Origin of the sequence: Candidatus Avelusimicrobium aviculae, assembly GCF_949292495.1 — a bacterium.
GTDB lineage: Bacteria > Elusimicrobiota > Elusimicrobia > Elusimicrobiales > Elusimicrobiaceae > Avelusimicrobium > Avelusimicrobium aviculae.
The window spans coordinates 82,180-105,390 of record NZ_CASEZB010000017.1 but is presented as its reverse complement, the minus strand read 5'-3'; the positions used below and the strand labels follow the sequence as shown (position 1 = coordinate 105,390).

Annotated in this window: 23 protein-coding genes and 4 tRNA genes; 14 read left to right on the top strand and 13 right to left on the bottom strand. The window is 48.8% G+C overall.

Annotation, left to right across the window (positions count from 1 at the left end; genetic code table 11):
- Window positions 1-232: 232 nt before the first annotated feature.
- From ACQY33_RS04400 to ACQY33_RS04390, 3 genes are read right to left on the bottom strand one after another with little or no spacing between them, the layout of a single operon-like run.
- Window positions 233-859 carry a tetratricopeptide repeat protein gene (locus ACQY33_RS04400; protein WP_428074317.1) on the bottom strand — a complete coding sequence of 209 codons (627 nt, stop codon included), beginning with the start codon at window positions 857-859 and terminating at the stop codon, window positions 233-235.
- A gap of 37 nt (window positions 860-896) precedes the next feature.
- Window positions 897-1,568, bottom strand: coding sequence for an ABC transporter ATP-binding protein (locus ACQY33_RS04395; protein WP_428074315.1), 672 nt, complete (start codon window positions 1,566-1,568; stop codon window positions 897-899).
- Window positions 1,561-2,778 (bottom strand): ABC transporter permease, encoded by a 1,218-nt coding sequence (locus ACQY33_RS04390; RefSeq protein WP_428074313.1) that lies wholly within the window; start codon window positions 2,776-2,778, stop codon window positions 1,561-1,563. Before ACQY33_RS04390 ends, ACQY33_RS04395 begins: the two co-directional genes overlap by 8 nt.
- Window positions 2,779-2,926: 148 nt before the next feature.
- Between ACQY33_RS04390 and ACQY33_RS04385 the strand changes: the two genes are divergently transcribed.
- Entirely contained in the window at window positions 2,927-3,430 is a 504-nt protein-coding gene (locus ACQY33_RS04385; RefSeq protein ID WP_428074311.1) for a type IV pilin protein, read from the top strand.
- A gap of 61 nt (window positions 3,431-3,491) precedes the next feature.
- Here the strand turns inward: ACQY33_RS04385 and lysS are convergent, their stop codons facing one another.
- Window positions 3,492-5,006, bottom strand: coding sequence for a lysine--tRNA ligase (gene lysS, locus ACQY33_RS04380; RefSeq protein WP_428074309.1), 1,515 nt, complete (start codon window positions 5,004-5,006; stop codon window positions 3,492-3,494).
- Window positions 5,007-5,092: 86 nt separating this feature from the next.
- On the opposite strand from lysS, the gene ACQY33_RS04375 reads away from it, so the two are divergent.
- The gene (locus tag ACQY33_RS04375; protein WP_428074307.1) at window positions 5,093-5,704 is read left to right on the top strand and encodes an ankyrin repeat domain-containing protein; all 612 of its coding nucleotides are present in this window, start codon (window positions 5,093-5,095) and stop codon (window positions 5,702-5,704) included.
- A gap of 60 nt (window positions 5,705-5,764) precedes the next feature.
- On the opposite strand, the gene ACQY33_RS04370 is transcribed toward ACQY33_RS04375, so the two are convergent.
- From ACQY33_RS04370 to ACQY33_RS04345, 6 genes are all read right to left on the bottom strand, one after another.
- Complete coding sequence (locus ACQY33_RS04370) at window positions 5,765-6,610, bottom strand: hypothetical protein (protein WP_428074305.1); 846 nt, start codon at window positions 6,608-6,610, stop codon at window positions 5,765-5,767.
- Window positions 6,597-7,214: a hypothetical protein gene (locus tag ACQY33_RS04365; RefSeq protein ID WP_428074303.1), complete on the bottom strand. Its 618-nt coding sequence runs from the start codon at window positions 7,212-7,214 to the stop codon at window positions 6,597-6,599. Before ACQY33_RS04365 ends, ACQY33_RS04370 begins: the two co-directional genes overlap by 14 nt.
- Before the next feature lie 42 nt (window positions 7,215-7,256).
- A complete protein-coding gene (locus tag ACQY33_RS04360) occupies window positions 7,257-7,445 on the bottom strand; it encodes a hypothetical protein (RefSeq protein ID WP_428074301.1) in 189 nt (62 codons plus the stop codon).
- A gap of 57 nt (window positions 7,446-7,502) precedes the next feature.
- On the bottom strand, window positions 7,503-8,201 hold the full coding sequence (locus ACQY33_RS04355) for a hypothetical protein (protein WP_428074299.1): 699 nt from the start codon (window positions 8,199-8,201) through the stop codon (window positions 7,503-7,505).
- Window positions 8,202-8,240: 39 nt separating this feature from the next.
- Entirely contained in the window at window positions 8,241-8,942 is a 702-nt protein-coding gene (locus ACQY33_RS04350; RefSeq protein WP_428074298.1) for a hypothetical protein, read from the bottom strand.
- A 213-nt stretch (window positions 8,943-9,155) separates the two neighbouring features.
- Window positions 9,156-9,229 (bottom strand) — tRNA-Ile (locus ACQY33_RS04345).
- A gap of 111 nt (window positions 9,230-9,340) precedes the next feature.
- Here ACQY33_RS04345 and ACQY33_RS04340 point away from each other — a divergent pair.
- The 8 genes from ACQY33_RS04340 (at window position 9,341) to ACQY33_RS04305 (ending at window position 15,711) form a co-directional block, all read left to right on the top strand.
- Window positions 9,341-9,414: transfer RNA gene (locus tag ACQY33_RS04340), tRNA-Gln, on the top strand.
- 95 nt (window positions 9,415-9,509) lie between these two features.
- A tRNA-Pro gene (locus ACQY33_RS04335) sits at window positions 9,510-9,581 on the top strand.
- A 19-nt stretch (window positions 9,582-9,600) separates the two neighbouring features.
- Complete coding sequence (locus tag ACQY33_RS04330) at window positions 9,601-10,548, top strand: C39 family peptidase (protein WP_428074296.1); 948 nt, start codon at window positions 9,601-9,603, stop codon at window positions 10,546-10,548.
- Window positions 10,545-12,275: an ABC transporter substrate-binding protein gene (locus ACQY33_RS04325; protein ID WP_428074294.1), complete on the top strand. Its 1,731-nt coding sequence runs from the start codon at window positions 10,545-10,547 to the stop codon at window positions 12,273-12,275. The genes ACQY33_RS04330 and ACQY33_RS04325 overlap by 4 nt, the downstream gene beginning before the upstream one ends.
- Before the next feature lie 81 nt (window positions 12,276-12,356).
- Window positions 12,357-12,430 (top strand) — tRNA-Met (locus ACQY33_RS04320).
- Between the two features lie 151 nt (window positions 12,431-12,581).
- Window positions 12,582-13,592: a glycosyltransferase gene (locus tag ACQY33_RS04315; protein ID WP_428074292.1), complete on the top strand. Its 1,011-nt coding sequence runs from the start codon at window positions 12,582-12,584 to the stop codon at window positions 13,590-13,592.
- A 50-nt stretch (window positions 13,593-13,642) separates the two neighbouring features.
- Window positions 13,643-14,725 (top strand): glycosyltransferase family 4 protein, encoded by a 1,083-nt coding sequence (locus tag ACQY33_RS04310; protein WP_428074290.1) that lies wholly within the window; start codon window positions 13,643-13,645, stop codon window positions 14,723-14,725.
- Window positions 14,704-15,711: a glycosyltransferase family 2 protein gene (locus ACQY33_RS04305; RefSeq protein WP_428074288.1), complete on the top strand. Its 1,008-nt coding sequence runs from the start codon at window positions 14,704-14,706 to the stop codon at window positions 15,709-15,711. The genes ACQY33_RS04310 and ACQY33_RS04305 overlap by 22 nt, the downstream gene beginning before the upstream one ends.
- A 68-nt stretch (window positions 15,712-15,779) precedes the next feature.
- On the opposite strand, the gene ACQY33_RS04300 is transcribed toward ACQY33_RS04305, so the two are convergent.
- Window positions 15,780-17,312 (bottom strand): lipid II flippase MurJ, encoded by a 1,533-nt coding sequence (locus tag ACQY33_RS04300; protein ID WP_428074286.1) that lies wholly within the window; start codon window positions 17,310-17,312, stop codon window positions 15,780-15,782.
- A gap of 35 nt (window positions 17,313-17,347) precedes the next feature.
- On the opposite strand from ACQY33_RS04300, the gene gatB reads away from it, so the two are divergent.
- The 4 genes from gatB (at window position 17,348) to ACQY33_RS04280 (ending at window position 21,475) form a co-directional block, all read left to right on the top strand.
- Window positions 17,348-18,796: an Asp-tRNA(Asn)/Glu-tRNA(Gln) amidotransferase subunit GatB gene (gene gatB / locus ACQY33_RS04295; RefSeq protein WP_428074284.1), complete on the top strand. Its 1,449-nt coding sequence runs from the start codon at window positions 17,348-17,350 to the stop codon at window positions 18,794-18,796.
- A gap of 133 nt (window positions 18,797-18,929) precedes the next feature.
- The gene (locus tag ACQY33_RS04290; protein WP_428074282.1) at window positions 18,930-19,430 is read left to right on the top strand and encodes an OmpA family protein; all 501 of its coding nucleotides are present in this window, start codon (window positions 18,930-18,932) and stop codon (window positions 19,428-19,430) included.
- A 31-nt stretch (window positions 19,431-19,461) separates the two neighbouring features.
- On the top strand, window positions 19,462-20,169 hold the full coding sequence (locus ACQY33_RS04285; protein WP_428074280.1) for a tetratricopeptide repeat protein: 708 nt from the start codon (window positions 19,462-19,464) through the stop codon (window positions 20,167-20,169).
- Between the two features lie 7 nt (window positions 20,170-20,176).
- Window positions 20,177-21,475 (top strand): DPP IV N-terminal domain-containing protein, encoded by a 1,299-nt coding sequence (locus tag ACQY33_RS04280; RefSeq protein ID WP_428074279.1) that lies wholly within the window; start codon window positions 20,177-20,179, stop codon window positions 21,473-21,475.
- Window positions 21,476-21,707: 232 nt separating this feature from the next.
- Here the strand turns inward: ACQY33_RS04280 and ACQY33_RS04275 are convergent, their stop codons facing one another.
- Window positions 21,708-22,550: an RDD family protein gene (locus ACQY33_RS04275; RefSeq protein ID WP_428074277.1), complete on the bottom strand. Its 843-nt coding sequence runs from the start codon at window positions 22,548-22,550 to the stop codon at window positions 21,708-21,710.
- Window positions 22,551-22,628: 78 nt separating this feature from the next.
- Entirely contained in the window at window positions 22,629-23,198 is a 570-nt protein-coding gene (locus ACQY33_RS04270; protein ID WP_428074275.1) for a thymidine kinase, read from the bottom strand.
- Between the last annotated feature and the right edge of the window lie 13 nt (window positions 23,199-23,211).

Genomic DNA, 23,211 nt, shown 5'->3' with positions numbered 1-23,211 from the left:
TGCTTCCGTTTGACACGAACCCGTTAGATGTCAGGGGGCGCAAATGACAGGTAGTGGAAACTACTTAAAGTAGTAGCTAGTAGAGTGAGGGCTATGCCCGTATTGTGAAAAACCCCCGGCTACGCCGGGGGATATTTTTTTGTTGGGCAAAGAAAAACCCCGGTTGGGCCGGGGATTCAACGTGTGCTAGGGTTGTTTAGAAGCCGTTTGCCGGGCCCAATGGAGGGCCCGGCTACTGTATCATAGCGTCGTGGTGTTGCAAGAGGGGTTCCAGTTTTACCAAGCGTTTTTTTGCCTGCGGCTCCCCCTTAACGGCGGCCAGCAGGTAATAGTGGCGGGCTTTTTGCGGGTCTTGCTGGGTGCCGGTGCCGTTGGCGTAAAAATCCCCGGTCATCACTTGGGCAAAAGGGCTGCCTGCTTCGGCTGCCTCCAAAGCCAAAGAAAACGCTTTTTGCGGGTCCGCTTTGGTACCTATTCCTTTCAAATGGCACATAATTAAATTGATTTTCCCTTCATAATTGCCTTGCTGGGCCGCGGCCTGGTACCAGTGGAAGGTTTCCCTGTCGTTCTGCGGGCAGCCGTCTCCCCCACGGCACATGGCGGCGGTAAGCACCTGGGCTTCCGCCAACCCCGCTTTGGCGGCTTGTTTAAAGTAGGCAAAAGCGGTTTCTTTGTTTTGGGGTACGCCTTTGCCCTCGTAATATTTGCGCCCCAAAGCAACCATGGAGGCCGCGTCCCCTTGGCGGACTTTGGCTTCCAACGTTTGCAGGCGGCGGCGTTTAAGCCCCGTAAATCCCCGGGCGGCTAATAAACCCCCTATAAAGCAAACGGCGGTGATAAGTAAGGTTTGGCTGTCCATAAAAAATCCTGTTATTCTATTTTGGCTGAAACGGATATTATTTGGTTTTTAGCAGTTTGCGGTTTTCCAAATTATAAACGTCCGTGGCGTAATTAACGGCGTGCACATCATGCGTAACCATAAGCACGGTTAAACCTTGTCGCGCCATGCGGGCAAAATCCCGAAACACTTGTTCTTTGCGCGAAGCGTCCAAATTACCGGTGGGTTCGTCCGCCAGCAGCAGCACCGGGCTGTTGCGAAGCGCGCGCGCAATGCTGGCGCGTTGCTTTTCCCCGCCGGAAAGTTCACTGGGGAATTTATGGGATATGGCCCCCAACCCTAAATTTTCCAACAGTTCCTGCGCTTTTTGCGGGTTGGGTTTTCCTTGCATAATGGCGGGCAGTTCTACGTTTTCCAGGAGGGAAAATTCCGGCAATAGCCCGTCAAACTGAAAAACAAAACCCATTTTGTTTAAACGCAGGGCGGAGCGGGCCGCCTCTTTGCGCATTTTGGTCAGTTCTTTGCCTTCAAAAAAGATTTGGCCGCTGGTGGGTTTATCCAACATGGCGATTAAATTTAACAGCGTGCTTTTGCCGCTTCCGCTGGGGCCCAAAAGTACGGTAAAACTGCCTTTGGCTACGGACAAAGAAACATCTTCCAGCACGCATAAATTTTCGTCCTGCTGGCTGTAAATTTTGGTTAAATGGGTGATTTCTATGATATTATCCATAACGTATAGCGTCCGTCGGGTTTACGCGGGAGGCTTTTGCCGCCGGGTACAACCCCGCAAAGAAACAAATTAAATAACTTCCGCCCACTACGGCCAACAGGTCCGTCCACTCCATGCGTACAGGCACTTTGGTTAAGTAGTAAATGTCTCCGGGCAGTTCCACAATATTGAATGTGGCGATAATCCAGCACAATAGGCACGCCAGCGCGATGCCTAGAAAAATGCCCAAGGTGGCAATGGCCATGGCTTCCCACATAAATACTTTGCGTATCATTTTAGGGCTGGCCCCCATGGCGCGCATGAGGCCGATGTCTCTTAATTTTTCCGTTCCCAGCAAAATCAAATTGCCGGCAATGTTTAAAGAAGCCACAATGATGATTAAGAACAGAATAATAAACATCACGGCTTTTTCCAGCTTTAACGCCGCATAAAGCGTGCTGTTTAACTGGGCGAATGTGCGCACGGTGTAGCCGTAGCCAATGGCCTGGCGGATTTGTTCGGCGGCTTGGTCCGCTTGGTTTAAATTGTGCAGTTTAACGGCAACCCCCGTTACGCCGCCTTTAAGGCCTAAAAAATCACTGGCGTGGGGAAGGGTGGTGTAGGCAATGGTATTGTCAAACTCATAATATCCGGTGCGCAAAAGGCCGCTTACGCGGAACTTTTTCATCTTGGGGAACATGCCGGCCGATGTGGAAATGGACTGCGGAGAAATAAGCACCACGTCATCGCCCACTTGGGCGCCCAGGCTGTAAGCCAGTTCCGTGCCTAATACTAGAGGGGCGGGGGCATCTTCCGCCCAATCGGGCGTAAAGGAGCCTTCGGTTAAAGAGTCGTTTAAATTGTTAATGTTTTTTTCTTTTTCCGGGTCCAGCCCGCGCACCACCAGGCCCACGCTCTGCCCGTCATAAGACAAAATGGCCTGCCCGTAAATATGCGGGGCGGCGGCCTCTACCAAAGGGATTTGCTCAATTTGTTTGATGTGTTCTTCATATGCGCCAGCCGGCATGCGGCCAAACACCAAAATATGGCTTTGCGCGCCGATGACTTTTTCTTTAATGTCCGTTTGAAAGCCGTTCATCACGGACAGCGTGGTAATCAGTGCCGCCACCCCCACGCTTACGCCCGCCACGCCAATAAGCGTGGTGATAATGGCAAATAAGCCTTTGCGGCGGGTAAGATAGCGAAGCGCTACAAAACGTTCAAATTTCATATGTATATTGTACTTTATTTGTAGAAAACACCCCAGCGTGTTTTGTGGGGCCGTTTGTCGGCCGGGAATATGCAAGAAGAGCTTGATTTGTTTTTTTTTTTTGATAAATTTTGTTGGAAACAAAATTTAGTCAAAAAAGAGGGGAAAAATGAAAAATGCGTATATGAAGGAATTAGGAGGCTTTACGCTTATTGAGCTTTTGGTAGTAGTATTAATTATTGGTATTTTGGCGGCGGTGGCGGTGCCGCAATACGAGAAAGCAGTGTGGAAAAGCCGTGCGGCTAATATGAAAGTAATGCTTAAAGGACTGGTGGACGCACAGGAAGTATATCGTTTGGCAAATGGCAGTTATGCCACAGATTTACAGGATTTGGATTTGGGATTTCCGGAAAATGGAGAACTGGAAGCCAGTATAAGTAATGATAATTATTCTTTAACTTTTTCCAACGTGTTGTTTCGCAGCGGCCCATATGCCGGCAGTGGCTTTACATATGTGCATATGAGCCGTGCTTTGGGAGTACAAAATTGTATTGTTTGCGTGGAAAATACGTTTAAAACCGGGGACTTTTGCCAAAAGTTTTTTTCAGGTACATTAAAACGAAATGTGTATGGTAAAAGGTATTTCCTTTTGCCGGAAGAAGCCTGTTCCTGACATATTAAAAAACCCCGCCAGTTAATGAGGCGGGGTTTTTTAATAAAGAGTTAGAAATATCTTACTCTTCCAGTTTTTTAAGGGTGGGGAATAAGATAATCTCGCGAATAGAGTCTTGCCCGGTTAACATCATTACAATACGGTCTATCCCAATGCCCATGCCTCCAGTAGGCGGCATGCCGTTTTCCATGGCTTCGATATAATCCGCGTCCAGAATGTCGGCATTTTCGGCGTCTTCGCCTTTGGCGGAGGCTTTTTCGGCCGCTTGGTCTTTCAGGCGCTGCAACTGGTCGGCCGGGTCGTTAAGCTCCGTATAGGCGTTGGCCAGTTCCTGCCCGTTTACAAAGACTTCAAAGCGTTCCACAATTTCCGGGTCGCCCGGTTTGGTTTTGCTGAACGGGCTGACGGCGGTGGGATAATCCAGCGCGATGACGGGGTTGTGGTAATCGGCCAATAGTTTGCCTTCAAACAGTTCGTCAAAGATGGAACCGTCGGAATCGTCCGGCCCGAACTTAATGCCCTGTTCTTTGGCTACTTCTTCCAGTTTGGCGCGGTTGAATTTGCGGCCGTCTAACACTTCATGAATATCATGGCCGAATTTTTCCTGCCAGGCCTGCGGAATGTAAAGGCGTTTATAGGGCGGGCGCAAATCCACGTCATACCCGCGGAAGTGCACCGTTTCCGCCCCGATGGCTTTGGCGGCGTTGCCCAGGATTTCTTCAAACAAGTCCGCCATGGTGTATACGTCCCCGTAAGCTTGATAAAGTTCCATCATGGTAAATTCCGGGTTATGGGTGGTGTCTATGCCTTCGTTGCGAAACATATGCCCGATTTCATAAATCTTGTCCATGCCGCCCATAATCAAACGTTTGTGGTGCAGCTCCAGCGCGATGCGCAGGTACAGCGGCATTTTCAGCGCGTTGTGATAGGTTTCAAAAGGCCGTGCGATGGCCCCGCCGGAAGACGGGTTTAAAATGGGGGTTTCCACCTCCAAATAGCCTTTAGAATCCAAGGTTTTGCGTATGGAAGAAATGATTTTGGCGCGTTTAATAAAAATATCTTTTACTTCTTCATTGGCGATTAAGTCTAAATGACGTTTGCGAAAGCGCACCTCTACGTCTTGCAGGCCGTGGTATTTTTCCGGCATGGGGCGTATGGCTTTGGAAATTAAGGTAAGCTTGGTGACTTTAATGGTGCTTTCGCCCGTTTTGGTTACAAACATATGCCCGGTAACGGAAACAAAATCCCCCACGGCTACGTGTTTTTTAAAAAATTGGTAGGCTTCATCGCCCAAGTTGTCTTTGGCTACATAAAGTTGTACGCGGCCCGTAAAATCGCGCAAGTGGGCGAAGGCGGCTTTTCCCATGCTGCGCAGCTGCATAATGCGCCCGGCGGTTACCACTTCGGCCCCTTCGGGGGAGTTTTTGGCTTCCAGGCAGGAGTGTTTTTTCTCGCAGCGGGTAGGATAGGGTTCCACGCCCAAGGAGCGGATTTCCTTTACTTCCGCGTAGCGTTGGGCGATAATTTCTTGCAGGGCGTTGCCCTGTTCTTTGGTGTGCTCTTTCGTTTCCGGCATAAATACCTCGTAAATGATATTACTTTTATTTTATCAAATTAATAAGCGGCGGCGGAAATGGTAAAATAATTACAAACGGGGGATTTATGAAGAAATTGATAGGACCTTTACTCATTATCGTTATTATTTTTGCGGGCGGCATGCTGATGCGTTTCGGGGCGGACCGGCGCGATGAGCGCGGCGCCACGCGGCTGATGCGTTCCATAGAAAAGGGAACCGACGCGTTGGAAACGGAAAAATTAATCGCCCGCTCCAATGATTTAAATGTAGAGGATAATTCCGGTCGCACCGCGCTTTTTTATGCGGTGCTTCACAGTAAAAATCCGGAGTTACTGGCTAAATTAGTGAAAGAAGGGGCGGACGTTAACGCCGCCGATAAGGCCGGGCAGACCCCGCTTTTTGTGGCGGCGGGGCAGAACGGCTCTCCCCAGGTGGCGGAATTTTTAATTACGTCCGGCGCGCAAATTAATTTGTCTGATAAAAACGGGGTTACCCCGCTTATGTTGGCGGCCCAAAAAAACAACAAAGAGGTGTTGGCGGTTTTATTGCGCGGCGGGGGGGACAGCCAAGCCAAAGACGCCCAAGGTAAAACCGTAGCCGAATATTTGCAGGAAAACCCCCAGCTTACCGACCAGGAAAAAACGGATTACCGCCAAGCGATGTTGGTGCTTTATCTGCTTAAGCCTTTAAACAAATAGCGTGTTGTTAAAACAAAAATCCCGGGTGTTGACCCGGGATTTTTTTATTGCAAAAGGGGTTTATTCTTGGGGGTTTTGCAAGGCCCTAAGCAAGTTTAGTTTTACTTTTTGGGAAAAAGACAATTGGTATGGATAAAACGCAAAAGAGCCGTCCTGCCTAGGGACAATTTGCCCCCATCGTTCTTTGCCTTTTATTTTTAAATAAGCGCTTACCCTCACGATGTTTTTGGCGGGGATGTCGTGGCTGGTTGTCCAAATATGCTTGTTTTCGCCTTTAAATCCGGCGATATGCACGATAACGGGCACGCCCGGTTCTTGCAAATAGGTGTAAATATGGGCGATTTGCGGAACGTTGGTCATAAAAATAAGCCGCTTTTTCGTCCAGCCGTCTACCGCGCTGCGGGCCGTTAGCAACCCTTTGGAAAAAATGGTTTGCAAGTCTTCTTTGGGGTGCAAAAGCAGCATGCCGCGGGCTAAATCCCCGGGGTAAAGCGAAAGGGGATACGGCGCGGGCAGTTTAACGGGGGGGAGATAATCAGTAAAATCGTTTATCACTACCGGGGGGACTTTTTGCAGCTTAGGTACGTGAGAAAGTGGCGCCAAGAAAGCCATTTCCTGCTGCGTCAGCCCGGCGGCTTTGGCGGCGGAATATTTTTGGGTATTCCCGCCCGCCCTCTTTTGCCGCGCCAGTTCCTGGCGCATGCGTTTGCTTTCCACCGCGGACGGTACAAACCGGCGTACCGGCTCTTGCGTTTGGGCGGAAATTTGTTTTTTAAACAGTTGTTTTAAAACGTTTTTTTGGGCGTTTGCGGGTGTCGGGAAGAGAAACAGGCTTCCGGCGCATAGCAAGAGCGGTATGGTCTTCCAAACAAAGCGTGTAAAATAAGCATAGTTATTTGGTTTCATAGGGTTTAAAAGCAAAATCTCCCGCTGGCGTGATATGAATATCTCCCCACATCAGCGTTCCGTTTACTGGGATAAGCGCGCTGACGCGTATAATTTGGCTGGCGGAAATATTGCCGGTAGCCAGGACTCCCGCCCCTACCGGGTTAATAATGACCGGAATGGTGTTTTTTACTTGAATAACAACGGGGGTTTTGCCGTCCGTTTCTGCTCGGCGCAGCGCGTAGGCTTGCGCGCGCTGCGGGTCTGAAATAAGACAAATGTTTTTGTTTTCCCCTATCATTTGGTTTGCCATATCCAGCAGGGTTTTGTTTTGATAGGTGAAAATGGCAAAATCGCTGTGATGGGTGCCGGAGTCTTGGGCCCGTAATCCATTGTATAAAATATTGCGCAGTCCTTCTTCGTCAACGCTTATGCCGCGGTAAAATACCCGTTTGGGGTTCGTGAAAGGATAGGGAGGCACTTCTTGGTTGTATACAGCGGCGGGCAAAGTTTTTAATCGTATTTCCGTTGCGCTTACGCGCGGCGCGGAATAGCGGGTAGGCTGGGCGCCGTGTTTATATAAATAGTTTAATGCTTTTCTTTGGGATATGCCCACTTTGGTCATTAGGGAATAATAAAGGCGTTTGTTGTCTTCACTGAGGGGTTTTTAAACGGCGGCCGGGACATTTCGGGGTTCCGGGCGGGCGGCTTGGGCGGCGTTTTTAGTGATTTTTTGGGCGGATTTTTTTGCCGCAGGCTGCCATTGGGCATATACCGGCTCAGCGCTTCCCACAAGCAAAGCGCTTATGAAACATAACGCGCCCAACAGCTTGCACACCCCAAATAGTTTTTTCATACTAATAATATAAGGGATTTTGAGTTTCTTTGCCAGGGTCTTTGGGCCCAAGCGGCATTAGGCCTTATTTGGCGGGCTTATTCCCTCGCGGGCGTGCGGCCGGCTCCGGCGTTTTGCAGGCGGGGGCGGGGGTTTCATGCCGGTGGGGGGCATATACAGGCGCGGGTCTGAACCGGGGTTGGCGCCGGCGTTGCCGCCGGGAACCATTACGGGCTTTGCGTGCGGGGGAGGATTCATTGGCTTGAAAGAGGAATTTCCTCTCGGTTTGCCTGGTTTCCTGCCCGGCCTACTGCGGGGTTTAGCATACCCGGAGGGGCGGGGCGCCAGCTGGGGGCCTGCCAGCAAATTGGAACCGGAAGACTGCGTTCCTCCCGCTTGGAAAAACGGCACAAATTTACCCGGCTGGGTGACGGTTTGCTGTTTTGCTTTGGACGTTGCGGGTTTTTTGGCTTCTTCTTTCGGGTCGGCTTTGGGCTCTTTTTCTTGTTGTTTGGCTTGTTCTTGTTTTTCGTACACTTCCAAGTATTTGGCCAATTCTTTTTCAAATTCTTCATCACTCATTTCATCATCAGGGAAGTCTTCCTCGTCAGCAGGGGCTGGCTGATTGTCTACATTCTTAATAGTAATGGTTTGGGTTACTTGCGTGTTAGCCGGAAGCTGGGGAATATACGCTTGGGCAAAAAGCGCCCCTTCCGCGGTGAGTATACCCGCCGCGCCCATAATAAACAAAGATAAAAAGGTTTTTTTATTATCCATACTAACAGTATAATAAGAAGCGGCTTTTTTGCCAAGCTTTTATTTGCCCGTGGGCGGGGGATAAGGGATAAAAATGAAATGGTCTTCTTCGGTGAGGCGGATTTCTCCCCATTGGCTGCGGCCGTTGATAGTTAACAGGGCACTTACGCGGTGTATCCAGTGGGCGGGAACATCGTGAGGAATGGAAACAATGCGGGTGTTGCTGACTCTTTTTAAATGAAGGATAACAGGAATATGTTTATCAAAGCGGGTATCATTAAACGCAAAGCTCACAGCCAGATCTATTTCCGGGGTGGTGTAAATGGCTTTTTGATAGTCCGGGTATTGGCGGCCGTTGTAGGCGGCGAAATTGAGGGAGTGGCTTTTGGATACATCCAACCCTTTTTTCAAAATATAGCGTAGTTCTTTGCCGGAGGCGTCCAACGTCATGCCACGGTAAAGCTCATTGTCTTGTTGCGGCAGCGGAAACGGCGGCAAACGGTGTAAGCGGCCATAATAAGCGCTGACGGTTTCTAAAGAAGTAAAAAGAAAGGGAGCCTTTGGCGCGGAGGAGAGAGGCATGGCCCGTTTGGCTTTACGCAATAAAGAATTTTTGATTTGCTTAGACCATGGGTAAAGTTTTGTTTCACAGCTGCGCCCAATGCTTTGTAGGATTTTTTTAATTGGCGGTCTAGCCTGTGCATGAGAGACAGCACCGCTGATAAATAATAATACTAGCGCTAGAGAAAAAATACCTTTCATATATTATGTATTGTATCTTTTGTTGAAGATGCGCACATGAGTCTTTGGATCTATTTTACCGGGTTTTTAGACCTAAGAAAAACAGTTTGGGCGGCCTTGCGAAAGAGCTGGCGCGGCAAAAAGGCAAAAAGAGGGTTAGGCGCGTTTTGGGGCCGTGTTTTAGGGGTAGTGGCGGCGCAAAAAAACCCACGCCAAGGCGCGGGTTTTAAAAACTGCGCCCACCAGGACTTGAACCTGGAACCCACCGATTATGAGTCGGTTGCTCTAACCAATTGAGCTATAGGCGCTAAATTTATACAATTATTATAACAAATTAATATTTGGGTTGGGGGAAAAATTCCCCTGGAAGAATAAAATTTTACTCTTTACGGGCAAATGTGCTAAAATATATTTGTTAATCCGGGATGGTGTAATGGTAACACGGATGCCTCTGGAGCATTAATTCTAGGTTCGAGTCCTAGTCCCGGAACCATTTGTATAGTAGATGCTGACAAAATTTTTTTGTCAGCATTTTTTTGGCGGTACTTGGCAAGAGCGTTTAAAAACTGATAGGATATAAACAGATTTCGGGGCATGGCTCAATGGTAGAGTGCTCGGTTTGGGACCGAGAGGTTCCCGGTTCGAGCCCGGGTGCCCCGATTTTATTTTAGGTGCACGCATGATTACAGCCAAGACACCTCCGCCTGTTTTTAATTTGCTGCACAATGCGTCGGAAACCAAAGATGTAAAATGGGTGGATGGCGTAAAAACAGCCCTGTCAAACGAGATAAAAACGCCCTTCCCATTTAACACGCTTGTTTTATCTGTCAATTACCATACGCGGACGGACGGACTTTTATTGTTGGAAGCGCAGGTGCGTCGGGGCAGGAAATGGAGCCGCTTTTATAAACTGGGTTTATTTTCTAGGGATTTTCAAAGCAGCTTCCCCGCCCAGCAGGATGCTTTTGGGCACGTAGACACGGATTGTTTGGTGCTGGAGCCCGAGGCGGAGGCTTTCCGCTACCGGTTGAGTCTGTATGGGGATATGGAAGTGGATTTATTGGCTTCCAGCATCACTAATTCCCGGTTAGATGAACCTTTGGGGGGAGAAGCGCAAGGCTGTTTTAACGCGCGTGTAGAACCCGTTTCCCAGCTCTGTGTGAAACATAAAGATCGGCGTCGGATTTGCAGCCCGGCCGCGCTGACCATGGCGCTTAATTATTTTGGTGCCAAAACAGACGTGTTGCGCGTGATGAAAGAAGTTTTTGATCCCGCCTCCGGCATTTACGGAAATTGGATCTTTAATACGGCGTGTGCGGCAAGATACGGGATGGAAAGTTTTGTTCGTCGCTTTGCCTCTTTGCGGGAACTGCCGGAATTTGTCAATCAAAATAGTTTGGTGTTGGCCAGCGTGGGATATAAAAAAGGGGAACTGTCCAACGCGGCCATAGCCGCCACGCCCGGGCATTTGGTGTTAATTACCGGGTATGAAGACGGAAAAATTTGGACGGCGGATCCGGCCGCCGCAACGGACGGAAAAGTTATTCGCCCTTATGACGCGCGGGAATTTTCCCGCGTGTGGTTAAAGAACAAAAGGGGCGTGTCTTATATTGTGAGGAAAAAATGAAAAAAGGGTTAATTGCTGTATTAGGTCTTATTTTACTAACCACGGCCTGTGCGCCGCAAAGGGACGCCTCTTCCTTGCTGGTGGCCCATAAAGGGGAAATGCAGTCTTTGGATCCAGTTTACTCTTATGACGGAGTAACCCAGGGCATGATGTTAAATATGTACGATACGCTGTTAAAATTTAAAGGCTCTTCCATGACAGAGCTGGAGCCCTCTTTGTCTACCGCAGTTCCCAGCGTGGAAAACGGCCTTTTATCCGCCGATGGATTAACCTATACTTTTCCTATTCGCAAAGGGGTAAAATTTCACAATGGGGAAACGCTTACCCCGCAAGACGTGCAATACTCTTTATTGCGTTTTATGCTGTCTGATGTTTCCAGCGGGCCTTCCAGTTTGCTTTTGGAACCTATTTTGGGGGTATCTTCCACCCGCGCCAATGATGGGAAATATACCGTAACTTTTGAAGAAGCCGCCAAAGCGGTGCGTGTAGACGGGGATAATGTGGTTATTACGTTAAAGCGCCCCTTTGCTCCTTTCTTGAGTATTTTGGCCCGTTGGGGGTATGTAGTAAATAAAAAATGGGCAGTGGAGCACGGCGCTTGGGACGGCACTGCCGAAACTTGGAAAAAATTTAATAATTTTGCCAAAGAATCTTCTCCGTTTTTTAATGCCGCAAACGGGACGGGCCCTTTTAAACTGGTGCGTTGGAATATTGCGGGCAGACGTTTGCAGCTGGCCGCGCATGAAGATTATTGGGCCGGCCCGGCAAAATTAAAAAACATCCACATGATGACGGTAGATGAAGCCAGCACCGTGCGTTTAATGCTGGAAGCGGGGGATGTGGACGTGGCGGAAATTTCCCCCAAATTCATTGCCCAGCTGCAAAACCGTCCCGGGGTGGTGGTGTACGATAATTTGCCGCGTTTGCGTACGGATCCGGTTATTTTCTTTACGCTCAATATCAATATGCAGGCTAACCCGGATGTAGGCTCCGGCAAGTTGGACGGGGAAGGCATCCCTTCTAATTTCTTTGAAGACAAAGATTTGCGCAAAGCCTTTATTTACGCTTTTGATTATGACGCGTTTTTAAAAGAATCCATGGAAGGCCGCGGTGAAAGGGCCATCGGCCCCGCCCCTACGGGTTTAATGGATTATGACGCCAGTTTCAAAAGCTATTCTTTTGATTTGGAAAAAGCCCGGAAATACTTTAAAAAAGCCTGGGGCGGCCAAGTATGGGAAAAAGGTTTTAAATTTACTTTAACCTACAACACCAGCGGGGATATGCGCCAAATTGCCAGTGAGATTTTAAAACGCAATGTGGAAAGCATTAACCCCAAATTTAAAATAGATTTGCGCGGGGTTACTTGGGCCGCTTTCTTGGAAAAAACAGCCAACCGCCAAATGCCTTTATGGACGCGCGGCTGGATTGCCGATTACGCAGACGCCCATAATTTTTATTTTCCGTTTTTGCACAGCAACGGGCGTTATGCGTTGGCGCAAGGTTATCGCAACCCGCAAGTGGATAAAATTATAGAAAAAGCCGTCGCGCAGACGAACTCCGCCAAACGCCGGGAACTCTATAAAAAAGCGCATAATTTGATGTATGAGGACGCTATGCAGATTTATACCGTCCATCCCACCGGCTTATGGGCCATGCAGGACCGAGTAAAAGGTTTTGTGGATAATCCGGTGTATATGGGTATTTATTTTTACCCGATGTATAAATAATTAAATGTTTTTGCGGATATGCCGCCGGTTTTAAACAACCGGCGGCATTGTTTTTTGCGGTTTAATGTGGTATAATAATATTGCGGGGTAGAGAAGCCTGGTATCTCGCAAGGCCCATAACCTTGAGATCACTGGTTCAAATCCAGTCCCCGCAAGTTTTCCCATTATTTACCGCCTGAAAGGGCGGTTTTTTTATGCCTTTTGGGAAAAAGAAAAACTATTTTGTAAATTTAGTTTATTTAACGGGCGTTTTTATGTAAAATACAAAAGAATAGATTATAAGGGTTTATGCAGGAGGATTTACCAATGAACATAGCTATTTTTGCCGGGGGAAACAAAACGTTTACGGCCTCTCGTTTAGCCGTTAAACTGGCTGAAACGCTGAGAGGACAAGGCCACGAGGCCGTTGTTTTTGCCGTGAAGGGCAAAATAAAAAACAAAGCGCAAATTCCGTTGGTGGAGTATGCCGCTATCGCCAAACCCAAAACCTTGGAGGGATTGCTCAAGAAGCAAGAAGCCCAATTTGTTATTTCTTTTATGAACTTAACCGCCTGCCAAACGGCTATACAGGCGGAAATTCCGTTTATATACGTGGAAAATGAAGGTTTTAAAGAAGACAAGGCCGTAAAAGATAAAAAAGCCATCTTAAAGAAAGCCCAAAAAATATTGGTTATCCGCACGTCTGAAGATCCGCTTAATAAAAAGCCCTATGCCGGTTTAAAAGTGCAGGAAGTCACTAACCCCGCCGTATGGGTGGAACATTACAATTACAATAAGCCGGATTGTTTCAAAAAAGAAAACAATATCATAGCGGTGGGCCAATTGGTGAAGGAAAGCGGTTTTGACAATCTGCTTAAAACCTGGGCGCGCCTGGCGCCGGCGCACTCCTCTTGGCATTTGACGATTGTGGGGGACGGAACCGGTAAAACCGCGCTTAAAAAATTTATTGCCAAAAACGGGTTGGAAGAAAGCACGGAAATTGTTTCCGGCGATGTGGATGTATACAGCCTGCTTCGCAACGCGGATATTTTTGCCTACCCGGCTTTAAACCCGCAAAATGCGGATATTTTGCTGGACGCTATGGCCAGCAAACTGCCTTGTGTGGCGTGTGAATCGGCACCGGTGGTGGCTTTGGTGTCCAACGGCATTAACGGCCTGATTGTAAACGCCGGGGAAGAGGAACCTTTTACCATTGCTTTGGACGAACTAATGGTAAACTGGGGCAAACGCGTGGAGATAGCGGTGGAAGCCTCCAAATTAAAAGACCGCTATGCGTTTGAAGATTTTGCCCGGGCTTTTGAAGACTTGCTGAGCTAAGTTTTGCCCCGCGTTTTGGCGCGGGGTTTTTATTTACGGAGTTGCCTTCCATGAAAATTACCTGTGTGGTGGCTAATTTGGGGCCTGGCGGCGCGGAACGCGTAATGACCTATTTGTGCGGCGGTTTGGCCGCGCGCGGACATCAGGTGACTTTGTTGACTCTTTCCAACGCCGTGGCTGATTTTTACGCGGTGCCGGAAGGGGTGGAGCGGGTGCGCTTGGATTTGCCTGCGTTTGCCAAGGCCGGTTTTTGGGGCGGGTTTTGGCGTTTGTGGCTGATGATAAAGGCTTTGCGCCGTTTAAAGCCAGACGTGCTGATAAGCTTTATGACGGTCAGTATTCTGGGGGCGGCCCTGCTGCTAAGAATTCCCTATATTTATGCCGACCATCTAGACGTACGCACCTGTCCGTGGAGCCCCAAGTGGCAATTTTTACGCCGCGTTTTGCTGCGTTTTGCCAGCCGGGTAACCGTACTTTCGGAGCGGGACCGCAAATATTTGGCGTTTTATTATCCCCAATGGAAAACTTCCATCATTTATAACCCGGCTCTGTCCGCCCCGTCGGGTGATTTGCCCCGCCCGGATGTCTTGGCGCAGGATCAGCGTTATGTGCTGGCGGTAGGGCGCTTGGTGAAACAAAAAGGTTTTGATTATTTGTTGGAAGCCTGGCGGCGGGTGTGTGAGGAGTTTCCTTCTTGGTGTTTGTGTATTATCGGCTCCGGGCCGCTGGAAGCGGAACTGAAAGACTTGGCCGAAGTTCTGGACGTGCAGCACAGCGTACGCTTTTTGCCCCCGCAGGAAAGTCTGGCGGCGTTTTACCGATACAGTGATATTTATGCCATGACATCTCGCACTGAAGGGTTTCCTATGGTGTTGTTGGAAGCCATGGCTTCCGGCCTGCCGGTGGTTAGTTTCGCGTGCAACGGGCCGGACGTGATAGTGCGCGACGGCGTGGACGGCCTGTTGGTTAAACCCGGGTACAGCGAGCTTTTTGCCAAAAGTTTGGCGCGTTTAATGAAAGACGAAGATTTCCGCCAGCGTCTGGCCAGGCAGGCCCCGCAAGTGTGCGAGCGTTTCTCCCTGGAAAAATATATCCAGTCTTACGAGGACTTATGTACAGCCGCCCGAAAGTAAGCATTATCATTCCCGTTTATAATGTGGAAAAATACCTGGAAACCTGTTTAAACAGCGTGGCCGGGCAGACGCTGAAAGAAACGGAAGTGATTGTGGTGGATGACGGCTCTACCGACCAAAGCCCCCGCATCATAGAAGAGTTTAAACAGCGTTATTCCCATTTTATTTGTTTATCCCAAAGCAACCAAGGCGTTTCTGCCGCGCGCCGAAACGGGCTGGCCCATTCGGAGGGAGAAACCGTTTTATTTATAGACGCGGATGATTTTGTTCCTTCCACTTATTGCGAGCGTTTATATAACGCCTTGCAGGCAAACGGGGTGGACATTGCCGTAGGCCCCTGGGTGCGTTATTATACCGATACCCGCCAAGCCGTGCCGGAAGACATGGAGGCCTTTTCCCGCCTTTGTTTGGAGGGAGAGGAAAAAACGCTTTTATTTAGCAATTTCCCGGCCGTTATGGCGCTGTGCGGCAAATTAATCCGCCGGGAATTATGGGATAGCACCCCCTTAACTTTTTCTTCCTATCCGGCGGGGGAAGATATTTGCCCTTCTATACAGCTCATTGCCTGCGCCAAGAAAATAGCCCCCGTAAAAGAGGCGGTATATTTTTACCGCCAAGCGCGGGAGGGGTCTCTTAGTACCAGTTCCAAAGAACGTTTTGGCGGATTGTTCCACGGTTTTTTAGGCGCGCGCGACTATTTAATACAGTCCGGGCAATACGCCGCCTATGCGCCCGGGTTTGAATACGTGCGTTTGGTGTGTTTGCTTAGTTTTATGGAGATGTACGGCCTGTCGGCCCCGGAAGAAAAATTATTGGCCCAACACCGTTCCAGCCTGCTGTTGCCCGCCAGATTATTTAAAAAGAGAAATCTCCGCTTCCGCGCCCGGGTGAAGTTATTAAAATGGTGTTTGCGTACCGGCATTTCATACGCGCGGTGTATGCGGCAGGTGCGCCGCAGCCGGCGGTGGCTTTTTAAAGAAAAATAAAAAATATTTCATGCTCCCCGGGTTGTGTGCCCGGGGTTTTTATTGGAACAATGCAGGGTGGAGACCAATTATTTAAAAGGGGCGGGGAGTCGGCTTTGGCGGGCGGCGTTTATAAAAATTTGCCAGTCCCCGCTGTATTTGGTTAAGCCGTATAAGGCGGACAAAAAAACAATCCCGCCGCTAAGCAGTGTAAAAAACGGGGTTTTACACCCGCACAAACAGGTGCATACGGCGGCCGGAAGCAAAGCCAGTACGTTCAGGGCGGCCAAACGCGCCATGTCCAGCATGGCCCGCCCATATTGGATATGCGGGAAATGTTTATTAAATAAAAATTTGTTTATGCCAAAACCAATCAAGCAACAAACTACTTGCACATAGGGATAGGCAAAAGCGCCCCATTGTTTAACGCCCCAAATAACCGCCCCTGTAAAAATCAGATTGGATACAAGCAAATAGGGAAACGCTTCTTTTAATTTACGCTCCGCCGAAAATAAATTGCTTTGCATGGTAATGGGTATGAATAAAAGCATCATAATAAGCAGCGGCTGCAAAAACGCCGCCGCATTGCGCGCGGCCTGCGGGGTAAAGTTTCCTCTTTCAAAGAACAATCGGATAATATCCAGCGCGTAAAAACAGCTGAATACAGCCAGCGGCGTAAGCATAAAAAGAAGCAGGCGGTTGGTGCGCAGGAAGTGCACGTTAAGGGCTTGCTCGTTTTTTTGGGCGGAGTCTTCGCTTAGTTCAATTTTATTTACCGCGCATACGCGCCAGGTGAGTATTTCGGTGGGGGAATCAGATAACTGCTTGGCGTAATTGAGCGCGCTGACCAGCCCGCTTCCCAGCCCGCTTATCAAATAGGCGGGTATCCAAGTATTGACCAGGCTGATTAATTCAAGCGCCTGGCTGGTCAGCAAATTTTTTTTAAGCCGCGCGTGGAAGCCTTCCATCCCTAACGTAAACTGCCAAGCGCACTTTGTTTTAAGCAAATACAAAAACACCCCGGTTTGCAAAACATTGGCGGCTAAAAAGCCGTATACCATACACATAATGCCCCATTTTTGCGCGCCGCCTAGGAGCAATATAAGCGGCAGCAGGGCATTGGCGGGCATCAACCAGGCGGAGCCGAACAGTTTTCGCATTTCCAAAATATTGCACAGAAAAGAAGCCCACATTTGAAAAGCAAACAGCACGCACACCCAACTTACCATATGCAGGTTTTGGTTTAATTGCGCCTGAGAAAAACGGGATACCGCCCCCGCTAGATACTGTGGATATAATGCCCCCGTAACAATGCACAGCGCTCCCAATAAAACGTAAAAAACCAGCACCGCGTTAAGCAGCCGCATGGCGGAGAGGGGGGATTGTTTTTGCGCGCAGATGGCTTCGGGTATAAATACGGCGGCGTTGATATGCTGCAAAAAGTTTACTCCCATGCCGCATATCATAATAAGGTAAAAATAAATATCCGTTTGGGTGTGGGCGCCAAAATAGAGGGCAATTAATATGCCGTTGATAAACGAGCATATTTTCCACGCGGCCGTTGAGCCTACCGCCCACACCGCCCCTTTACGGTAAGAAACGGGCTGAAAAAGGTTTGCCATATTTGATATTATAATAATTTAGGAGATATATAAACGTGACTACCCAATTTGAACCTGTTATCGGGCTGGAAATCCATGTCCAGCTAGCCAGCAAAACCAAATTGTTTTGCTCTTGCCCCAACGGTGTGGGGGATGAAACCAAACCCAATACCGCCATTTGCCCCCGCTGCACCGGGCAGCCGGGCGTGCTTCCCGTACTGACGGAAGGCGCGGTGGAACTGGCCGTAAAAGCCGGCTTGGCCTTGGGGTGCCAAGTAAACGAATATTCCACTTTTTCCCGCAAACATTATTTCTACCCGGATTTGCCCAAAGGCTACCAAATCACCCAGTACGACAAGCCCATCAACGGCGCCGGAAGTATAGAAATTACTTTTGGCCCTAAGGAAAATTTACAAAAAAAGAAAATAGGCATTCACCATGCCCATTTGGAAGAAGACGCCAGCAAATCGTCCCATTTTGACGGGTATTCTTTAATTGATTTTAACCGTTCCGGCTGCCCGCTTTTGGAAATTGTGTCCATGCCGGACTTGCGCAGCCCGGAAGAAGCCTACGCGTATTTGACTGAAATCAAACGCCTGATGAAATGGGTGGACGCTTCCAACTGCGATATGGAAAAAGGCGAACTGCGTGTGGATGTGAACGTTTCTTTGCGCCCGGTCGGGCAGGAAAAATTCGGCACGCGCTGTGAGATTAAAAATTTAAACTCTTTCAAAGCGGTAAAAGATGCCTTGCATTATGAAATCACCCGCCAAACGGAGCTGTTAAACGCCGGCGGGCACGTGGTGCAGGAAACCCGCCTTTGGGATAAAGAGAAAAACATTACCCGCCCCATGCGCTCTAAAGAAGACGCGCTGGATTACCGCTACTTCCCGGAGCCGGACCTGCCGCCTCTGGTGCTTAAGCATGACTGGCTGGAACGCGTGAAAGCGCAAATGCCGGAACTGCCCGCCCAAAAAGAAGCCAAGTTTATGGCGGCCGGTTTAAACGCGTATGACGCGGGCGTGTTGACTTCTTCTTTAGATATAGCCCGTTATTTTGAAGAGGTTACCTCTAATAAAGCCATATCGGTAAAAACGGCTTCCAACTGGATACAAACCGATTTGCTGGGTATGCTTAACGCGGAAAAGAAGGAAATTTCCCAAAGCCCCATCTCCGCCCCCGTTTTGGCGGAAATATTGGAAATGGTGGAAAGCGGCAAAATTACCCGCCGCCAAGGCCGCGAAGTGTTTGATAAAATTTGGGCCGACGGCGGAAGCCCCAAAGCCATTGTGGAAGCTTCCGGCATGGTGCAGGTGAGTGATGAAGGCCAGCTGGAAGCCTGGGCCCAAGAGGCCATAGCCGCCGCCCCCAAAGCCGTGGCCGACTATAAAAAAGGAAATAAAGCAGCCATTGGCGCGTTGGTGGGGGCCGTTATGCGCAAAAGCAAAGGCAAGGCCAACCCGGCTTTGCTTAGCAAAACCCTGGCGCGTTTGTTGGATAAATAGCTGGGCCGCCAGCCGGGCCCCGTACAAGCTTTTATTAAGTAATTAATAAAAACGCTTGCGGCGCATTGACCCGCGGGCAAAAAGTCTGCTATCATTTATGGGTAGCTTCAAAATATTTAATATGGAGAAACAAATGAAAAACTTGTTGAAAGTTGTTCTGGTTTTGTCTTTAGCCGCCGGCTTAAGCGCCTGCAAAAAAAATGTTAAAGACGATGCCAACGCCGACTTGACCGCCGGTTCTTCTGCCGAAATGGTACTGGAAGAAACCGTAACCGAAGTAATTCCCGCCGCGGAACTGAACTTGGGTTCTGTACATTTTGCGCTGGACAAGTATAACTTGACCCTTGAAAACCGCAAAATCTTGGAACTCAACGCCAAGTTGATCAAAGAAAAAGCCCCCAATGTGAAATTGGTTGTGGAAGGTAACTGCGACGACAGAGGCACCATCGCCTACAATATTGCTTTGGGCGAAAAGAGAGCCAATGAAGTAAAAGATTACTATGTCCGCTTGGGCATTGCGGCCGACAAAATCACCACCGTTTCCTACGGTGAAGAAAAACCGGTCTGCTACGAAGCCACTCAGAGCTGCTGGGCCAAAAACCGCCGCGCTGACACTGTGCTGATCGTAAAATAAGTAATTTTACACAAAAGGAGCCCGAACCACTATGAAAAACGTTTTTAAACTTATTTTTATAGGAGGTTCGGGCTTTCTTTTGTCCGGCTGCTTAGCCAGCGAGCGCGATATGGGCACGCTGAAACTGCAGCTAAAAGAATTAAATAATTCTATCTCTGTTCTGCAGGCCAATCAGGCGGAATTGGCCACCAAAATGGAAGATTTAAACCGCAACCTATCTGTATCCAGTGAAAATCTGGCCCAGATGGACGCGCAAATGGTGCGCCTTTCCACTAAATTAGATGATTTGTCCGCCGTGGTACGCCCGGGGGCTTCTGTCTCCTCTGTTTCGGGCGCGCAGCAAACGGCCAGCCAGGGCGTGTCCATGCTTCCGTCAGATTTATTTGCGGAAGCCAAAAATCATTTAGATAAACAATCCTATTCCGCCGCCGTAACCGGTTTTAAATTATACATCAGCAAATATCCTACGGGTGAAAGTGCCGAGCAGGCCTATATTTATTTAGGAGATGCTTACACCGGCCTTTCCGAAGCCAAACCGGCCGCTGTGGCTTATGCCACGCTGCTGCAAAAATTTCCTAAAAGCAAGTTAACCGCCCAAGCGCGCGTAAAATATGCGCGCAGCATTGTGCCCTTGGGTAAGACGGATGAAGCCAAGCGCTATTTAGCCTCCGTGGTGCAGGAATTCCCCGGCACGGCGGAAGCTTCCCAGGCGCAGGCGGAACTTGCTAAATTAAACTAACCCATTTATGAGAAATCTTGCCAAATTGTTATTGCTGGCGGTATGCGCCGCCGGAGCTTTTTCCGCCGCCTATGGGCGGCCCAATGCCGATGTGTATATAGGCATTACTTCTTACGGAAGCCAAAAAGTGCCGGGGTTTGGCCTTCCCGCTTTTGAAGCGCAGGGGCTGGAAGCCCAGCAAGCCGCGCAGGAAGTGCAGGAAGTGCTTCGCGCCGATTTAATGTATATGCGTTATTTTGACGTGCAGGAAAACGGCCCGGCTTTTGATAACAAACATATTACTGACAGTGTAAGCTCCTGGGGAAAACAAGGCGCGGCTTATGTGCTTTCCGGCAGTGTCTCTTATGAAGCCCCCAATTATACTATTCGCTTGTATGTATATGACGTAAGCACCCGTACCGCTGTTTTTGCCAAAGCGTATAAAGGAACGGAAGCCAGCCTGCGGCGTTTGGCGCATGTGGCGGCGGACCAGATAGTGTCTGCCCTTATTGGCAAGCGGGGTATTGCGGATACCAAAATAGCTTTCGCTAATGACGCCACCAAACATAAAGAAATTTATGTGGTGGATTATGACGGCCATAACCTGCAAAAATTAACCAATGACAAGAACATTGCCATTTTGCCCCGCTGGTCTAAAGACGGGCGTATTTACTACACCACCTATAAGTATGATAACCCGGATATTTTTGCCATTGATATGCGTTTAGGGAAAATAGCCCCGGTAATTATACGCGGGGGACTGTCGCTCATCGGCGGGGTTTCTCCGGACGGCAAAGCCCTGGTATTTACCAGTTCCGGCGGCAAAAACCCCAGCATTTATGTCTATAATTTGGAAACCCATAAAAAGACGCGTTTGACCAATAAAACTTCGGTAGATGGTTCTCCCTCCTATTCACCGGACGGAAAGTACATTACCTTTGTGTCTAACCGCGCGGGAAACCCGCAAATTTATGTTATGAATTTGGAAACGGGCGAAACCCGCCCCTTAACGCGCAGTTTTAACTGGTCCGATACTCCCCAATGGTCTCCCACCGGGGAATGGATTGTTTTTGCCGGGAGGGAGGCTCCGTTCCACCCCATGGATATTTTCCTGGTGGATTTAACGGGTACACAAATCCGCCGTTTAACGACGGACGCCGGCACTAACGAAGACCCTACCTGGTCTCCTGACGGGCGCTTTATCGCCTTTACCACTACGCGCAACGGCGGCAAACGCCAACTGTATGTGATGGACGCGGACGGCAGCGCCCCGCACCTGATAGCGGATTTAAAGGGGAATTCCTACACCCCGCATTGGAGTTTTTAAAACATAGTGTATATTTTTACAACCCCGCTTGTTTTCATCAGGCGGGGTTTTTGTTATGCCGAAATGGCGCGCGCTGAGGGGGGCAGATAGCAATGTATGGCGAGGGTTTACCCGTTTGCCGCAAAACGGTTCATACAACACAATCTTGTGTGGAGGCTTGTTGGTAGATTTTTTGCGAAGAAAATAAAAACCCCGCTGTTTAAGCGGGGTTTTTGTATTTATAAAAGGAATTTTACATACAAGGTTTAATTTCATTAAGCTGGCAGAAATTCCCCTCCTCTTCCACGCAGCAAATGTGTTTTTCTCCCAAGGGCAGACGTACGGTGAAAGCTTCCGGCTGTGTTTGTGCGGCGTATACGTCCCCGTCTTGTATATAAAAAGAAATGTTATTAATTTGCAGCGGATTGTCTTGGGTTATATCCTCTCCGCGCAGCGCGTCCATTTGCGTCTGCAATAAACGTACGTAGGCTGTTTGAGTGTTGGCGGTTTCCACCAAGAAAGGAATCATTATAACGGCGATGATTCCCAAGACAAACGGGAGAAGAATAACCGCTATTGTGCTGACTAAACAGCCGGTGCGGAAGGGCTCTTCCGGCAGCGGCTGGCCGGGCTGATAGGCCTCATTTACCACAAAGGTGGAGGCCATCATATCGTGCAGGCCCTGACGGCGGCGTGTGAAAGCGGCCATAAAAAACCCAAAATACATAATAAAGTAGGAGACCACTTTCCCCAAGTTGCGCCCTACGGCGTGCCAAAAACGCAGGCGCTGCCCGTTTTTGTCCACCACTTTGATGCCCAGGGCCATTTTGCCCAAGGTAGCTTGTTTGGAACTGCTTTCCATAATGGAAGTATAGAGTATAAATAAAACAAAAAAGAATAAATTGGACAGTATGGTAAATAAAAAAAATAACGGGAAAACCGCTGCCATCTCTTCCTCTGTTTTATTAAGCATAACCTGCGGCATATAATACATATAAAAAAATCCGGTTAACATCCACATGGGAATGGCCAAAACAATATTGTCTATTAAAAACGCCGCCACACGGCGCCAAAAGTTTGCATACGGGTTTTGCATAAGGAAGTCTCCTGTAATTTTTTTAAAATTTTTATTTATTATACATAAAAACCGCATTTTTCCTTGTTTTAAAAGGGGTTATTTTGCCGGTTTTTTATAACAGCGGCGGCAACGGGCCTGATAGGCGTCCGTAGTGCCTACCACTATACGCTTGGTGTCTTTAGTGATACGTTGGGTGAAACTGGCCGGGTTGCCGCATTTGGTGCATACGGCCAAGTTTTTGGTTACATATTCCGCCTTAGCCATTAAAGCGGCGGTAACCTCAAATGGTTCGGCGCGGTAGTCCGTATCCAGGCCGGCCACAATAACGCGTTTGCCGGATTTTGCCAATTTCTCACATACTTCCACAATGGCTTTATCAAAAAAGTTTACTTCATCTATCGCCACCACTTGCGTGTCTTTTTGTACCAAAGGAAGTATTTCCGCCGCTGTTTTTACGCACGTGGCGGCCACTTTGTTTTGGTTGTGGCTGGTAATGCTGTCTATGCCGTAGCGGGTATCTATTTTAGAATTAAACAGCTGCACTTTTTGCTTGGCGATCAGCGCCGTGCGCACGCGGCGGATGAGTTCTTCCGTCTTTCCGGAAAACATACAGCCGCAAATTACTTCTATCCACCCTTGTTTGTGGTACATCAATGGGTTTGCCATAGTAATCGTCCTT